Genomic DNA, 16,304 nt, shown 5'->3' on the forward strand with positions numbered 1-16,304 from the left:
GGCCAGGGGACGGATCGCCAGCCGCGATGGCATTCAATCACTTACCAGCAGCCATGCACGACGCCTTGGGACCATTGTCCGTCATGCCAGTGACACACTCGGTGCCGATGGCCAAGAATCACCGCCCCAGTCGACCACCCGGGAACGGGGGCTCGCGCCCCTCTCCCGCCATGGTCCTCGACCGGCTCGCCGCAAGGGCGGACCGGGCAACGCGCATCACTCATACGGAGCACCTGCCCCCGCGGGCGGGAACCCATGCCATCTGGCCGGATCGCATCCGGCCGGAAGTGATCTCGGCCATTGCCGGGGCCGGGATCGACCATCCGTGGGAACACCAGGCCACCGCCGCCGAGCACGCGCTGGACGGCGAGTCCGTCGTCATCGCCACCGGAACGGCGTCGGGCAAGTCGCTCGCCTACCTGGCCCCCGTCCTGAGCGCCCTCCTCGACGGCTCGGAGGCGCCGAACGGCCGCGGCGCGACCGCCCTGTACCTCGCTCCGACCAAGGCACTCGCGGCCGACCAGCGGCGCTCGGTGAAGGCGCTCTCCGCCCCTCTGGGCACCGCGGTGCGCCCGGCCGTGTACGACGGCGACACGCCGGTCGAGGAACGGGAATGGGTACGCCAGTACGCCAACTACGTCCTGACGAACCCCGACATGCTGCACAGGGGGATACTCCCGTCCCACCCCCGCTGGGCCTCCTTCCTGCGTGCCCTGCGCTTCGTCGTCATCGACGAGTGCCACACCTACCGGGGCGTATTCGGCTCCCACGTCGCCCAGGTACTGCGCCGCCTGCGCCGCCTCTGCGCGCGCTACGGCTCCGATCCCGTCTTCCTCCTCGCCTCCGCCACCGCGGCGCAGCCGTCCGCAGCTGCGGGGCGCCTCACGGGCCTGCCCGTGAAGGAGGTATCCGACGACGCCTCGCCCCGCGGTGAGATGGTCTTCGCCCTCTGGGAGCCGCCGCTGACCGATCTGCACGGCGAGAAGGGCGCCCCTGTGCGCCGCACCGCCACGGCCGAGACCGCCGACCTCCTGACGGACCTGACCCTTCAGGGTGTCCGCTCGGTCGCCTTCGTACGCTCCCGGCGCGGCGCGGAGCTCGTCTCCGTCATCGCCAAGGAGCGGCTCGCCGAACTGGACAGCTCCTTGCCCGCGCGGGTCGCCGCCTACCGCGGCGGATACCTTCCCGAGGAACGCCGGGCCCTGGAGCGCGCACTGCACTCCGGCGAACTGCTCGGACTGGCCGCGACCACAGCCTTGGAACTCGGGATCGACGTCTCGGGCCTGGATGCCGTCGTCATCTGCGGCTATCCGGGGACCAGGGCGTCCCTGTGGCAGCAGGCGGGCCGCGCAGGACGCTCCGGACAGGGCGCATTGGCGGTTCTCGTGGCCCGTGACGACCCACTGGACACATTCCTCGTCCACCACCCCGAGGCGCTCTTCCAGCAGCCTGTGGAGTCGACCGTCCTGGACCCGGACAACCCGTACGTCCTCGCCCCGCACCTGTGCGCCGCCGCTGCGGAACTCCCGCTCACGGAATCCGACATCGCTCTCTTCGGCCCGGCAGCGCCCGGCCTGCTGCCTCAGCTGGAGGCCGCGAAGCTGCTGCGCAGACGGGTCACGGGCTGGCACTGGACCCGCCGCGAACGGGCCGCCGACCTCACGGACATCCGCGGTGGGGGCGGCCGCCCGGTCCAGATCGTCGAGGAGGGCACCGGCCGGCTGCTGGGCACGGTCGACGAGTCGGCCGCGCACACTGCCGTGCACGAGGGCGCGGTCCACCTCCACCAGGGCCGCACGTACCTGGTCCGGAAGCTGGATCTGGAGGACTCGGTGGCCCTGGTCGAGGAAGCCGTCCCGCCGTACTCGACCCATGCACGCGACACCACGGCCATCACCGTGCTGGAGACCGACACCGAGGTCCCGTGGGGCGACGGGCGGCTCTGCTTCGGCTCCGTGGAGGTCACCAATCAGGTCGTCTCCTTCCTGCGCCGCAGACTGATCACCGGGGAGGTCCTCGGAGAGACGAAGCTGGACCTGCCGCCCCGCACACTGCGCACCCGCGCCGTGTGGTGGACGGTCACGGAGGACCAGCTCGATGCCGCCCGGATCAACCCCGAGATCCTCGGCGGCGCCCTGCACGCCGCCGAACACGCTTCGATCGGAATGCTGCCCCTCTTCGCCACCTGCGACCGCTGGGACATCGGCGGTGTCTCCCTACCGCTGCACCCCGACACACTGCTCCCGACGGTCTTCGTCTACGACGGCCACCCCGGGGGCGCGGGCTTCGCCGAGCGGGCCTTCCACACGGCCCGTACGTGGCTGACCGCGACCCTCCAGGCCATCGCGTCCTGCGAGTGCGAGGCCGGCTGCCCGTCCTGCATCCAGTCCCCCAAGTGCGGCAACGGAAACGAACCGCTGCACAAGCGTGGCGCCGTACGCCTCCTGACCGAACTCCTCAGAACCGCCCCGCCGGACCCAGTGGAGGACACACGGCCGGCGGCCGGAGGAAGCTAGCCACCTGCCCGGCGTGTCGGCAATCCGACGGGGCCCGCGCCCCGGCGGACGCCCGCAGCCGTTCACCGGCCCGGCGCTTCGTCGACGCCCCGACATGATCGGCCCCTCGGCACCCCGGCAGGTCAGCTCCTCGGTGCGCTCGGTATCCGGGCCGGTCGGCGTACTCGCGGCAGGTCGACGTCCTCGCGGCAGGTCGACGTCCCGGCAGTTCAGGACCCTTCGGCAGGTCGGGCGGTCGGCACGTCGGGGCCTCTCGGGCAGGTCGGCGGTCGGCAGGCCGGGACCTGTCGGGCAGGCCGGGCGGTCGGCACGTCGGGGCCGTCTGCGGCTCACGGACCGGCACCCCGCCCCGAGCGGTAGAGGCGTCACCGGCCTCGGCTGCCCGGTCCGTGGTGAGCGTGAGTACGCGCGTGCCTCGGCCACCACGGCACGGGGTTGATGCCGCTACGGTCGGACCCGGGGCTCCTGTACACCACCCGACGATGCCGATCCGCCGTTCAAGGCGGCTCGTATCTGCGCGCCCGGTGTGGCTGCCGCTGCCCCCGGTGCGACGGGGGCTCCGTCCCGGGTTGGGACGGGGGCTCCGTCCCGGGTTGGTGCTGTCTCCGGCGTCCCGAACTCCTCGGCGGCTGGTGGCCCCGCCCTCGACCTCACCTCCGGCGCGTAGGGGCCGAACCGTACGCGGGCCGTCACATCGGCGATCTCCCCCTGGACGGCACACCGGATCAGCTCGGCCCCCTGTGCCCCGGCCACCTCCCTCGCCGCACCGCACGCCTCCGCTTCCCCCCTCGGCGCCCGATCAGCCGCGGCGAGCGAGGCCAGGTCTGCCGCCCCGCCGGCCCTGTGGCGGGCCGCCACCGCCTGTCCCAGCGCGAGCATCATGGCGAACACCGCGCACAGCGTCACCGTGGTCATGGCCACCCACACGGTCGCCAGCCCACGATCCCCGCCCGACGCTCTCGTCCGCGCACCTCTCACGGTTCCGCCCCAAGTGTGTCCTCGGCCAGCGCGACCGCCTCCGCGCTCAGCGTCAGGGCGAGCTGCCCCGGGCCGGGCGTCGGTGACTCCACCCTGACCCGCCACAGCTCACCGGTTCGCTCCAGATCGACCCGGGCTCCGCCAGGCGCCGCCTCCAGCGATGCGGCCAGCACCGCGGCCTCCGGTTCCGAGCGGGCGGCGGCCCGCGCCCCGGCCCTGGCGGCGTCCACGCAACGGATCTGGTCGGACACGGCTACCAGTGCCCACACGAGAGCCAGGACGAAGGCGACCAGTACGGGGGCGGCCATGGCGGCCTCCGCCGTCACCGCGCCCGAATCACCGGCCCCGGCCGGCCGGCGGACGGACCGGCCGGGGCCGGCCCTGGCCCCGGAACCGGACCGGTCCCCGGTCCCGTCCTTCCTCCCCGTGTCAGAACTTCGCATCGAGGGCGTCCTTGATCAACGACTGCAGCGCCGACTGCACTGCCCCGCTCGTCACCACCTTGTAGAGCACCGCCGCGAACGCACAGGCCGCGATGGTCCCCACCGCGTACTCCGACGTCGTCATGCCCCGGTCCGTCCTTCCGTACCCGACGTACCTGTCCTCCCAGGCACGGCGCATGACACACAGCGCCCGCACCATGACGTTCTTTCCCATTTTCGGCCCCGTTCTGTTCAGATTCAGGATTTCGGTTCGTACATTCGGATCGGAGCGGGCAGGGGCGTGACGCCCGGAGCGAAGCTCCCGCATTGCCACGTCAGTTGCCGTGCAGGAGTCCGGTCGCCAGACCGATGACCACGGGGGCTACGCCCACCGCCAGGAAGGCCGGCAGGAAACAGAGCCCGACCGGCGCCGTGATCAGCACGCCGGCTCGCTGGGCACGCGCCACAGCCGCGCTCGCCCGTTCGGCACGTATCTCGTCGGCCAGTCCGGAGACCGGTTCCGCCGCCGGAGCGCCCGTCGATCCGGCCCGCTCCAGGCACCGGGCCAGTGGGCCCGCGCCCGGTATCTCCGCGAACCGCCCCCACGCGTCGGCCGGTTCCCCGCCCAACCGGATCTCGGCCGCGGTACGGGCCAGCTGCTCGCCGACCGGTCCGCCCATCGATTCGCCGACGGCCTCAGCGGCATCCCGGGGCCCGGCGCCCGCGGAGAGGCAGGCCGACAACAGGTCTGCGGCAAGCGCCAACTGCCGCGCCACCCAGGCGTCCTCCGCTTCCTGGGCGCCTCTCCTACGTCCCTGCTTGGACCTCTGCCACCGCCGAACCCCGTAGGCCGCCACCAGGCCGGCCCCGCACCCGGCCGCCCCACCGATGAGGATCCAGCCGGCTGCCCAGGCCCCGCAGGGGGGCGCCCATCCCAGCGCGAGGCCCCAGCCGCCTGTCCGCAGGCACTGCCAACCGAGCCCCTGGCTGCCTGGGCGCGTTCCCGACAACCGCGCTCCGCGCTTGCGCGTCGCGCGCTCCTGTCGCCGCCCGGCCAGCGTGAAGACCAGATACATGCCCGCGCCCAGCACCGCGCCCACGGCCTCCGTACGGAGCACCTCACCGAGGAGCCCTCTCATTCCGCCTCCCCGGTCCGCACGATCCGCGCCGCCCAGAGCAGCCCCGCTGCCTCCAGCACACCGCCCGCCACCAGACAGGCCAGCCCGCCCGGGCTGTGCAGCAGCACCCCCAGCGGGTCGGCGCCGAGCGCCGCCCCCAGTCCCAGTCCCGCAACAGGCAGCAGCGCCAGCACCACGACCGTCGACCATGCGCCCGCCAACTGCGCGCGTAGTTCCTCCCGTCGGCGCCGCTCTGCCCTCAGAGCGCCCTCCAGACGAGCCAGACCCGCCGCGAGACCGGCTCCGCCGTCCACCGCCACCCGCCAACAGGCCGCCACCCCCGCGAGTCCATCGAGGCCCGGTCCGACCGACGCCTGCCGGAGCGCGCCCGCCACGTCGCCGCCGAACCGCGCGGCCGCCAGCACCGCTGACTCGGCGGCCCCCAGGGCTCCCGCATGGTGCCCGGCGGCAATCAGGGCCTGCCCCGGCTCGCGTCCCGCCCGCAGCTCGCCCACGACTGCCCCGCAGAGCGCCGTCACCGCGTCGGCCGCCCGTTCCCGCTCGTGCCGCAGCACCCGGCGCCGCATCCACCGCCGCACCAGGGGCACAGCCACGGCCCCCGCGAGCAGGGGCAGCACCGATTCACCCAGCACGGCAAGAAGCGCCGCCACAGGGGCGCACAGCCATTCACGCCGCTGCTCCAGGCACATCCGGACGCCGGCCCATCCAGCTCTCGGCCCCCGCGGGCCCGCCCCCGCTCCGGTGAACAAGGCCCCTGCCCGCCGTCCGCCCGGGTCCCGAAGCACAGCCAGACCACCCGCGAGCCCCGCACAGACGGCCGGCACCAGAGACAGTGCATGCCTCAAGGTGTCCGGACCCTCAGCTGTCACCGCGCCGCTCCGATCAGCGACCCCAACCGCTCCCAGCCCTTGTCCGGAACGAACCCCTCCGCCCCCCAGCGCAGCGCGGGCACGGTCACCACCAGACCCACCTCGTCCCGTTCGAGCACGTGTACTTCAGCGAGCCGGCGCTGCCCTCCCCGGTCGCGTACGAGATGCACGACCACGGACAACGCAGCCGCCAACTGGCTGTGCAGCGCGACCCGATCGAGACCCGCCGCCGTTCCCAGTGCCTCGAGGCGAGCCGGAACATGCTCGGCCGCGTTGGCATGCACCGTTCCGCAACCACCTTCGTGTCCCGTGTTCAGCGCGGCCAGCAACTCCGTCACCTCGGCACCTCGCACCTCCCCCACCACCAGACGGTCCGGCCGCATGCGCAATGCCTGGCGCACCAGGTCCCGGAGCGTCACCCGGCCCGCCCCCTCCTGGTTCGCGGGACGCGATTCCAGGCGCACCACATGAGGATGGTCCGGGCGTAGCTCCGCTGAATCCTCGGCGAGCACGATGCGCTCCCGCTCGCCGACCGCGCCCAGCAGACTGGACAGCAAGGTCGTCTTCCCCGCACCCGTTCCCCCACTGATCAGGTAGGAGACCCGGGCCTCGACCAGCGCTCTCAGGAAATGGTCCCCACCCGGCGGAACCGTCCCGGCCGCGACGAGCTCCGCCAACGTGAAGGCCCGGGGGCGCACCACGCGCAGCGACAGGCACGTCGTGCCGACGGACACCGGTGGGAGTACGGCGTGCATCCGCGTTCCGTCCGGCAGCCGTGCGTCCACCCACGGCCGGGCGTCGTCCAGCCGCCGCCCCGCTACCGCGGCGAGCCGCTGTGCCAGTCTCCGGACCGCAGCCGCGTCCCGGAAGGTGACCGTGGTCAATTCGAGTCCGGCCCCGCGGTCCACCCACACCCGGTCGGGCGCGGACACCAGCACGTCGGTCACCGCCGGGTCGGTCAGCAAGCGCTCCAGCACTCCCGTGCCGACCAGCTCACCACGCAACTCCTCTGCCGCCCCGAGCACTTCCGCGTCGCCGAGCAAGCGGCCCTGCGCCCTCAGGGCAGCAGCCACTCCGGCCGGGGTGGGCGCTGCACCGCTGCGGGCCAGCCGTTGCCGCACGGCATCAAGCAGCGCCTCGGTCATGGCATGCCTCCCCCGGAACGTCCTGCCGTGAAGTCCGCCGCACCGGCTGCGGGGTCCGCCAGATCCCAGAACGCCGTACAGAAGCGGGCCAGCGGACCGCGGGAACTGCCGCCCGGCGGCATGCCGCTGTCCTGGGCCGCCGAGAGTCCCGCTTCCAGGGGCAGGTCGCCTACGAGAGGCAGCCCCAGGGCCTGTGCCACCCACTGCTCGTCCAGGCCGGCCGTGTAGGGCCCGCGTGCGACGACCCGCAGATCGTCCAGGACCGCACCGACAGCCGACGCCACCCGCTTGGCCGCCGCCACGGCCCTGAGCTCACCCGGCACGACCAGCAGCCCTACGTCCAGTTGCGCCAGCGCCTCGGCCACGCTCTCGTCGACCCGGCGCGGCAGGTCGACGACGACCACTCCGCCGAGCCTCCGAGCAGCCGCGAGCACCGCCTGCATGGCCGGCGGAGGGACCGTCACCTCGCTGTCCCGTCCCCAGCTGAGCACCCGCAACCCGTGCAACGCAGGTAGGGACTCCTCGAGTGCGCTGCCGCCCACCCTCCCTTTGGAACGGGCGAAATCCGGCCACCGCATCCCCTCGGATTCCTCACCGCCGAGCAGCACGTCGATCCCCCCGCCCAGCGGATCACCGTCGACCAGCAGCGTCCGCCGACCGGACCTGGCCGCGGTCACGGCAAGCGCGCAGGCCAGAGTCGACGCGCCGGATCCTCCCCGGCCTCCCATCACCCCGACAGTGAGCGCGGGACGCCCGACGCCTTCCGCTGCGTTTCCGATCTGATCGACGAGCCAGCCTTCGGATTCCGGTAGTCGGAGCACATACTCGGCTCCGATCTCAACCGCCCGCCGCCAGACATCGGGGTCGTCCTGCTCCCTTCCGACCAGCATCACTCCTCGCCTGCGCGCCATACCGCGGCATCTCTGCGCGGCGTCGTCGCCCACCAGGACCATCGGGGCTTGTTCCCAGCCGCTTCTCTGCGCGGGGGGCCCGTGATGGACCTCGGGCACTGCTCCCGCGGCTGCGCACAGCCTCAGCAGGTCATCAAGCAAAAGCACGTCCTCAGTCACGATCAACGGCCCGCCCCGCAGCCCTTCTGCGTTCGACCGACCTTCTCGCGCGATGGATCCAGCCACGGTCCCCGCCCTTCCCACTGCCCCTTCAGCGCGGTTCGCGGCGATCTCGGACCGATCCGAGATGCGCGATTCCGGAACCCGCGGACTTCGCGGGTGGAATCAACATGCACCGCCTCGGAAAAGCATGTGGATCTTGCTCAAAAACTGTGGACAACTTCAGAGTTGTGAATATCTCGGTAGCTCGTACAGGCGACATTCGGAGCGCAGCCCTTCCGCTACACACCGTGACGAGGCATGCTCGGGGGAGTCCGTGAGGAATGGCCGGTGCAACCGACGCAAGGAGGAGGCCCCCCGCGATCCCGGAGGGAGGAACCGCGTCCGGACATGCGACGACCCCCGCCGGGGGGGAGAGCGGGGGTCGTCCCCACGGCCGACTCGGGGGGGGAGGAGTCGGACCGGGTTAGCACGGTCGCGAACGATCCGTGACTTCCATGGTGTACCCGAGCGCTCTCACAGGCAAACCCACCCGCCGGGGTTTACGCCGAATGGTGGGCCCCTATGCTCACCATCGTGGAAAACTGCTTCTCGCCGCGTACAGCAGCCTTCTTTGACCTGGACAAGACGGTCATTGCGAAGTCATCGACACTGACCTTCAGTAAGTCCTTCTACCAAGGCGGGCTGATCAACCGCCGTGCCGTACTGCGCACCGCGTACACCCAGTTCGTGTTCCTCGCCGGGGGCGCCGATCACGACCAGATGGAGCGGATGCGCGAATATCTCTCAGCACTCTGCAAGGGATGGAACGTCCAGCAGGTCAAGGAGCTCGTCGCCGAGACTCTGCACGATCTGATCGACCCGATCATTTACGACGAGGCAGCAACCTTGATCGAGGAGCATCACACCGCCGGACGCGACGTGGTCATCGTGTCGACCTCGGGCGCGGAGGTCGTCGAACCGATCGGCGAACTGCTCGGGGCCGACCGAGTCGTCGCGACCCGGATGGTCGTCGGCGACGACGGCTGCTTCACCGGCGAGATCGAGTACTACGCCTACGGACCCACGAAGGCCGAAGCCGTACAAGCACTCGCCCTGTCGGAGGGGTACGACCTTTCACGCTGCTACGCCTACAGCGACTCCGCCACCGACGTCCCGATGCTGGAGTCCGTCGGCCATCCGCACGCGGTCAACCCGGACCGGGCACTGCGACGCGAGGCAATCCTCCGGGAATGGCCGATTCTCGTCTTCGACCGCCCGGTCCGACTCAAGCAGCGGCTGCCCAGGTTCTCCATGCCGCCCCGCCCGGCACTCGTCGCTGCCGCAGCGGTGGGCGCGGCAGCCCTGACTGCCGGAATCGTCTGGTACGCCAACCGTCGTCGCGCCACCGCACTCACGAACTGACAGAGCTGACGGGTCGACGCGCACACCGGCCCGTCAGCTCCTCGGACCATGCGGTCAGCACGGCCAGACACGTCCCATTCGCGCTTATTTGAACCCAAAAGTAAAGAAGTGCGGTCAGGGCTTCCACTACTCCCGGTCCTGGAGTACAAAGGATTCAACGGCCCGCGAGACCAGGGACATCCGCGAGGATCACCTTTACACGCAAGAACGGCCCCACGGACCGCGCATGAAAGCCGAGCACCCACGCGACGTCGACCCGTCGATTACGGGCCAGCCGCACCAGGTGACGGGCAAAGAACCCGACCTGATGGGCACATATCGAGGACGCTTGGTAACTGGGCGGACATGCCAGCGGCGGTACCGGATCCGGTACCGCCGCAACCCTTTTCCGGCGCACCTCGACGCTTCGACGGCAGCCCTCTCGCCCGCCTAAGCGGCGCCGCGCTGCAGCGCCTCGCACACCGCCGTCGATTCCCTGACACCCAGCTCGACCGAGCGCCCGCAGTGCGCGATCCAGGCAGCCAGCCCCTCAGGCCTCCCCGAGAGGTAGCCCTCGAAGGCCGCCACGTAGGCCGCCCGCCCCTGTTCCGCGTGGCCCACCTCGGCAGGGCAGATCGACTTCGGATCGAGCCCGCTTCCGATGAGCACGATGCGCTCGGCCGTCCGGGCGACCAGGCCGTTGCGCGAGCCGAAGGGGCGCAGCGCCAGCAGTTCACCGTGCACGACCGAGGCCATCACCAGCGCGGGCGCCGCACTCCCTGCGATGATCAACTGCGACAGCCCCTCAAGCCGACCGGCCACCTCGTCGGCATCGGGAAGCGACGCCTCGATCAACGGCTCGTCGACCGGTTCTCCCGCCAGCCGGGGCCGACCGACCGTGTCGTCGGGGGACGCCCCGCCGGCCGCCACCAGATGCAACCGCGCCAGGGCCCGCAGCGGAGACTGCCGCCAGATGGTGAGCAGTTGACCCGCTTCCGCGGTCAGCCTCAGGGCCGCCCCCACAGTGCGGGCCTCGTCCTCGCCACTGAAATCGGTACGTCGCCGCACCTCCTCCAGGTTCCAGTCGGCCCCCGACAGCGCCGCCGACCCGCGGGCGCCACGCAGAGCCGCCTCCGCGGTGACCTCGTTACTGCGTCGCCGCATGACCCGGTGCCCGTAGACCCGGTCCACGGCCTTGCGTACGGAGTCCACCGCACCGGTCACCCCCGGGAGTGCACCCAGGGCGGCAAGCGGGTCCGAGGAAGTCGTACTCATAAGTAGGGAGGCTACGCTCCCCCCGCTCGGATACCGCCCAGGAGTGGTCTTCTTCACGAAGCGTGACAGCACTGAGCGATGACACCGCTACCCTAGGTGAACATGAAGATCGCTTTCGTGGGGAAGGGCGGCAGCGGCAAGACAACGCTGTCCTCGCTCTTCATCCGCCATCTCGCTGCCAATGAAGCCCATGTCGTCGCGGTGGACGCCGACATCAACCAGCACCTCGGGGCCGCGCTCGGCCTCGACGAGGAGGAAGTCGCCGCACTGCCCGCCATGGGTGCGCAACTCCCCCTCATCAAGGACTACCTGCGGGGCACCAACCCCCGCATCACGTCCACGGAGACGATGATCAAGACGACGCCGCCGGGTGAGGGATCGCGCCTGCTGCGCGTCCGCGAGGACAACCCGATCTACGACGCCTGCGCGCGGACAGTGCGACTGGACGACGGGGACATCCGGCTGATGGCCACGGGTACGTTCACCGAGTCCGATCTCGGTGTGGCCTGCTACCACTCCAAGGTCGGGGCGGTGGAGCTCTGCCTCAACCACCTGGTCGACGGCCCGGACGACTACGTGGTCGTCGACATGACGGCAGGATCGGACTCGTTCGCTTCCGGCATGTTCACCCGCTTCGACATGACCTTCCTGGTCGCCGAGCCGACCAACAAGGGCGTCTCCGTCTACCGCCAGTACAAGGAGTACGCGAGGGACTTCGGCGTCGCCCTGAAAGTGGTCGGCAACAAGGTGCAGGGACGGGACGATCTCGACTTCCTGCGTGCGGAGGTCGGCGACGACCTGCTGGTCGGAGTCGGCCAGTCGGACTGGGTCCGCACCATGGAGAAAGGCCGCCCCGGGCCGTTCGAGCTGCTGGAGGCGGATAACCGGATGGCCCTGCAGGCCCTGCAGAACGCCGCGGAGGACTCCTACGAACAGCGCGACTGGGAGCGCTACACGCGACAGATGGTGCATTTCCATCTGAAGAACGCAGAGAGCTGGGGCAACGAGAAGACGGGCGCCGACCTGGCTGCCCAGGTCGACCCCGCCTTCGTGCTGCACGAACACCGCGCGAACGCGGGCGCCGCCCAGCCGGCCTGACCGGGCCGATTCATGACCAGCCGGTGCGCCACGAAGCCGATGCCGGGCGCCACCCCCCAGCCGGGCGACGGCGCCTAGTCCGCGCTTCTGTCCGCACCCTTGGCGGCCGGCTGGTCCGTCGGCCTGGCAGGCACGGGGCTACCGGCGGGCTTGCCCGGGGCCGTCCCGGCCAGGAAGGCCTGCCAACCCTGCTCGGGCTTCTGTCCCACCTTCAGCGTTCCGAGCTTCGCGAGCGTCGCCGGGCCTTGCGCGTCGAGCCAGTCCGCGAGCTGCCTGAAGGAGACACAGCGCACGTCGCGCTGGGTACACACCGTCTTGATGGTCTCCTCGATGGCGCGCATGTACGTGCCACCGTTCCAGGACTCGAAGTGGTTGCCGATGATCAGCGGAGCGCGGTTCCCGTTGTACGCGCGGTCGAATGCCTGGAGCAGGCCGTCCCTCATCTGGTTACCCCAGTAGGCGTGCCTACTGGGGTCGCCCTTGGTCGTACCGGACTGGTTGAACATGAAGTTGTAGTCCATCGAGAGAGTCTCGAAGGCACGTCCGGGGACCGGGACAAGCTGAAGGGGAAGGTCCCAGACTCCGTCCTTCTTCTCAGGCCAGACCTGGTTCCCGACACCGCTGGAGTCGTAGCGGAAACCCATCGTCCGTGCGGCTGCGACCATGTTCTTCTGCCCCTCCAGGCAGGGCGTGCGGGCGCCGACCAGCTCCTTGTCGTAGTCGAAGGGCAGCGGTGCCTCTGCCTTGAGAGCCGGAACGTTGGTCTTCCAGTTCTTCACGAAGGCCTTCGCCTGAGCGATCTCGCTCTCCCACTCCTCGACCGACCAGGTCCCGACACCTCCGTCCGGCCCGCAGAAGTGGCCGTTGAAGTGGGTGCCGATCTCATTGCCGTCCAGCCAGGCGGCGCGCAGCTCCGTCAGCGTGTCACGGATGCCCTCGGTGTCGTTGAAGCCGATGTCGGAGCGCCCCGCCGCATGCTGGGGCGGGTCGTAGAGCGCCTTCCTGTTCTCCGGGAGGAGGTACACACCGCTCAGGAAGTACGTCATCTTCGCGTCGTACTTCTTCGCGACCCCACGGAAGTGCGAGAAGAGCTTCTGGCTGTCCTCCCCCGCGCCGTCCCAGGAGAACACCACGAACTGCGGAGGCTTCTGTCCGGGTTTCAGTCGAGTGGCCACGGGAAGCTCGGGCTGAGCGCCGGTGAAGGCGGTGGACCCGTCACCGATCAGCTTGACCGCTCCCTTGGGCGCCGCCGCCGGGGAGTGCTCCTCCTTCCCCGGCGCCGCCTCCTTCCCGATTCCGGAGCTGCCGGCTCCGGAACAGCCCGCCAGGCCGGCAACCAGAGCCGTGACCACGGCGCCGAGAGCGATCCTCTTCGTGGCGGCCATCATCCGTCCACCCTCTTCCTTGCAGGAGTCGTGCGTTGAAGTGCCGACGCGGCGCGGTCAACGTCGCACGCAGTTGCGAGGAATCAGTACGACAAGACGGTAGAAAAGATGCTTATTCACTGGAATGAGTGATTCAGTACGCTATCCGCTCGAAAGTATGGACACCTTTCTTTACTCTGCATTACGATTCGTTTACCGAGAGTTGCAACTCCCGCCGCTGCACGCCGTGACCCACGGCCGCGTCACTCACATTCCGCGACCGCGCTGCCCCGGAGGAGACGGGAACATGCCTGCTTGCGTCCCCATTCGAAATGACCGTTCGTCCCGCAGTTCACGCCCTCCCCGCGCCTCGGGGATCAAGCGGCCACACAGTCCGCCTCCACCCCCGAACAACCGCCGATTCCGCATCTCGGGCGCCGATCTGTCCGCGTCCCTCACCGTTTTCCTGATCGCCGTGCCCATGTCGCTGGGCCTTGCGGTCGCCATGGACGCCCCACTCGCCGCCGGGCTGGTCTCGGCGGTCATCGGCGGCATCGTCGCCGGACTCCTCGGCGGCACACCCCTCCAGGTCAGCGGCCCGTCCGCCGGACTGACCGTGGTCACGGCCGAGTTGATCCAGATCTACGGCTGGCGCACCACCTGCGCGATCACCATCGGCGCGGGACTGCTGCAGATCCTTTTGGGCTCGTTGAGAGCGGCGCGCAGTGCGCTCGCCGTCAGCCCGGCCATCGTGCACGGCACCCTCGCCGGTATCGGGGTGGCCATCGCGCTCGCCCAGCTGCACATCGTGCTCGGCGGATCACCCCACAGCTCCGTTCTCGACAACATCCGCTCCCTGCCTGCCCTGTGGGGACAGCTCAACCCGGCCGCCCCCTTCGTCGGCGCGCTGACCCTCACACTTCTCGTCCTCTGGCCACGGCTGCCCGGACGCGTCGGGTCGATGCTCGGCCGGATTCCGGCCGCACTCGCAGCCGTGGTCATCGCCACGGCCGTAGCGGCCGTGGCGACACCGGGTATCGCCCGGGTCGATCTGCCGTCCTGGCGCTCGCACGCCCTGCCCGAGCTGCCTCAGGGCCCGGTGGCCGCCCTGGCCACCGCGATGTTCACGGTCATGCTCGTGGCAAGCCTGGAATCCCTACTCGCTGCTGTCGCCGTGGACAAACTGACTGCCGACCGGACAGCGGCCCAGCACAAGGACGGGAACACGCCACCCGTACCGGTCAAACGCTCCGATCTCGACCGTGAGCTGCGCGCCCAGGGTGTCGCCAACGCGCTGGCCGGGTTCTGCGGAGGGCTCCCCGTCTCCGGTGGCGCGGTGCGCAGTTCGGCAAACGTGCGCGCGGGCGCCACGAGCCGCGCTTCCACCGTGCTGCACGGCGTCTGGGTGCTGCTCGCCGCGGTCATGCTGGTCACGGCCCTCGAATGGATCCCACTGGCGGCACTCGCCGCCCTGGTCATGGTCGTCGGCATCCAGATGGTCAACTACGCGCACATCCGCAACGTGCACAGACACCGCGAATTCCTGGTGTACGGGGCCACGATCACCGGCGTGATCACCGTCGGCGTCCTTGAGGGCGTGGCGATCGGCATCGTCGTGGCGGTGGGCGTCGCCCTGCACCGGCTGGCCCGCACCCGGATCACGGTGTCGGAACAGGATGGCAAGCATCTGGTGACCATCCGCGGGCAGCTGACCTTCCTCGCCGTGCCCCGGCTCAGCCGACTGCTCGGGCGGCTCCCTCAAGGAGCTGACGCCATCGTTGAGTTGGACGGCTTCTTCATGGACCACGCGGCATACGAGGCGATTCAGGAGTGGTGCACGGCCCAGACAGCCCTGGGAGGGCGAATCGTCTTCACCGGGCGCTCGGGCGGCCGCATCGCCGAGCCCTCTTCGGCCGCCCACTCCTGCTGTCGCCCATGGACGCCGTGGCGCAACCACCACTGTCACGACAAGGCGGGGCATGCCGGCCCGCCCTCAGTTCCCGGCGCAGAGGTCACCGCCGGCTCTCCCGCCGTCCCGTCGGGTGCTTCCGCCGTCCGGCAGGGTGCTCATCGGTTGCTCAGCGGTCTCAGTTCGTTCCAGCGCACCACTGCTCCACTGGTGCGGGAGGAGCTGGCCCGACTGGCGGCAGAGGGCCAACAGCCCTCCCAGCTGTTCATCACCTGTGCCGATTCCCGTCTGGTCACCAGCATGATCACCGCCAGCGGGCCCGGCGATCTCTTCACGGTGCGGAACGTCGGCAATCTGGTACCGCCACCGGACACGGAGAGCACGACGAGCAGCGACGATTCCGTGGCCGCCGCGATCGAGTACGCGGTGGATGTGCTGGAGGTCGAGTCCATCACCATCTGCGGTCACTCCGGATGCGGAGCCATGCAGGCCCTGTTGAGTGCCGCACCCGACACGGAGGCACCCCGGACCCCGCTGTGGCGCTGGCTGCGCCACGGCCTGCCGAGCCTGGAGCGTATGCGCTCCCGCCACCATTCCTGGGCGCGGATCTCCGGCCGGATGCCCACCGACGCGGTGGAACAGCTCTGCCTGACCAATGTGGTCCAGCAGCTGGAACACCTGCGGGCGCACGACTCGGTGGCGCGGCGGCTCGCGGCGGGCACGTTGCAGCTGCACGGCATGTACTTCCATGTGGGCGAGGCCCAGGCCTATCTGCTGACCGAAGGTGCCAGTTCGGGTACCGGTCCCGACGAGGTCTTCGCACGGGTCGCCCCCGGCCCCGATCCTGTGACGGAGCCCGGCGTGGAGCCGGGCACGCTCCTGGGCACCCAGGCCGGGGGTGCGTTCAGCACCGGGACCGGCGTACGGCCCGGTACTTCCTCCTGCCCTGAGGCCCTCCGCGCAACGCCCGACACAGTGGTCGGCGCCTGAACCGTACGCGCCGCCGGTCCGTGAGACCTTGTGGTCCCGCTTCCGCAACACACAACGCTGCTTGCGGAAGCGGGGCGCGTGCCCCTATACACGAGGCAGAGGTCTAAACCAATTCCCGGCAGACACTTGTCACCCGGCCTGCGGCC

The 16,304-nt window shown here is 70.3% G+C and carries 13 protein-coding genes; 4 read left to right on the forward strand and 9 right to left on the reverse strand.

Translation table 11 applies throughout. The features are described from left to right. Positions 1-26 precede the first annotated feature (26 nt). Complete coding sequence (locus tag OG927_RS15015; protein WP_079099577.1) at positions 27-2,516, forward strand: DEAD/DEAH box helicase; 2,490 nt, start codon at positions 27-29, stop codon at positions 2,514-2,516. 444 nt (positions 2,517-2,960) lie between these two features. Here the strand turns inward: OG927_RS15015 and OG927_RS15020 are convergent, their stop codons facing one another. The 7 genes from OG927_RS15020 to ssd form a co-directional block, all read right to left on the reverse strand. Next, a complete protein-coding gene (locus OG927_RS15020) occupies positions 2,961-3,431 on the reverse strand; it encodes an Rv3654c family TadE-like protein (RefSeq protein WP_388202970.1) in 471 nt (156 codons plus the stop codon). A gap of 59 nt (positions 3,432-3,490) precedes the next feature. After that, on the reverse strand, positions 3,491-3,937 hold the full coding sequence (locus OG927_RS15025) for a TadE family type IV pilus minor pilin (RefSeq protein ID WP_124281980.1): 447 nt from the start codon (positions 3,935-3,937) through the stop codon (positions 3,491-3,493). Beyond that, on the reverse strand, positions 3,924-4,115 hold the full coding sequence (locus tag OG927_RS15030; RefSeq protein ID WP_330321323.1) for a DUF4244 domain-containing protein: 192 nt from the start codon (positions 4,113-4,115) through the stop codon (positions 3,924-3,926). Before OG927_RS15030 ends, OG927_RS15025 begins: the two co-directional genes overlap by 14 nt. 136 nt (positions 4,116-4,251) lie before the next feature. Next, complete coding sequence (locus OG927_RS15035; protein WP_124282733.1) at positions 4,252-5,055, reverse strand: type II secretion system F family protein; 804 nt, start codon at positions 5,053-5,055, stop codon at positions 4,252-4,254. Then, positions 5,052-5,924, reverse strand: a complete 873-nt coding sequence (locus OG927_RS15040) for a type II secretion system F family protein (RefSeq protein WP_403088984.1) — start codon at positions 5,922-5,924, stop codon at positions 5,052-5,054. The genes OG927_RS15035 and OG927_RS15040 overlap by 4 nt, the downstream gene beginning before the upstream one ends. After that, a complete protein-coding gene (locus OG927_RS15045; RefSeq protein ID WP_124281977.1) occupies positions 5,921-7,069 on the reverse strand; it encodes a TadA family conjugal transfer-associated ATPase in 1,149 nt (382 codons plus the stop codon). The genes OG927_RS15040 and OG927_RS15045 overlap by 4 nt, the downstream gene beginning before the upstream one ends. Next, positions 7,066-8,205: a septum site-determining protein Ssd gene (gene ssd, locus OG927_RS15050; RefSeq protein ID WP_056793596.1), complete on the reverse strand. Its 1,140-nt coding sequence runs from the start codon at positions 8,203-8,205 to the stop codon at positions 7,066-7,068. Before ssd ends, OG927_RS15045 begins: the two co-directional genes overlap by 4 nt. A gap of 498 nt (positions 8,206-8,703) precedes the next feature. Between ssd and OG927_RS15055 the strand changes: the two genes are divergently transcribed. Next, entirely contained in the window at positions 8,704-9,543 is an 840-nt protein-coding gene (locus OG927_RS15055) for an HAD family hydrolase (protein ID WP_056793391.1), read from the forward strand. Positions 9,544-9,972: 429 nt separating this feature from the next. On the opposite strand, the gene OG927_RS15060 is transcribed toward OG927_RS15055, so the two are convergent. After that, complete coding sequence (locus OG927_RS15060) at positions 9,973-10,797, reverse strand: Fic family protein (RefSeq protein WP_056793386.1); 825 nt, start codon at positions 10,795-10,797, stop codon at positions 9,973-9,975. A gap of 102 nt (positions 10,798-10,899) precedes the next feature. On the opposite strand from OG927_RS15060, the gene OG927_RS15065 reads away from it, so the two are divergent. Continuing rightward, positions 10,900-11,895 carry an ATP-binding protein gene (locus OG927_RS15065; RefSeq protein ID WP_124281975.1) on the forward strand — a complete coding sequence of 332 codons (996 nt, stop codon included), beginning with the start codon at positions 10,900-10,902 and terminating at the stop codon, positions 11,893-11,895. A gap of 74 nt (positions 11,896-11,969) precedes the next feature. Here the strand turns inward: OG927_RS15065 and OG927_RS15070 are convergent, their stop codons facing one another. Further along, a complete protein-coding gene (locus tag OG927_RS15070; RefSeq protein ID WP_056793383.1) occupies positions 11,970-13,283 on the reverse strand; it encodes a polysaccharide deacetylase family protein in 1,314 nt (437 codons plus the stop codon). Positions 13,284-13,566: 283 nt separating this feature from the next. Between OG927_RS15070 and OG927_RS15075 the strand changes: the two genes are divergently transcribed. Beyond that, positions 13,567-16,158 (forward strand): bifunctional SulP family inorganic anion transporter/carbonic anhydrase, encoded by a 2,592-nt coding sequence (locus OG927_RS15075; protein WP_330320297.1) that lies wholly within the window; start codon positions 13,567-13,569, stop codon positions 16,156-16,158. Positions 16,159-16,304 lie beyond the last annotated feature (146 nt).

This window comes from Streptomyces clavifer, assembly GCF_036345975.1.
GTDB classification, from domain to species: domain Bacteria; phylum Actinomycetota; class Actinomycetes; order Streptomycetales; family Streptomycetaceae; genus Streptomyces; species Streptomyces clavifer.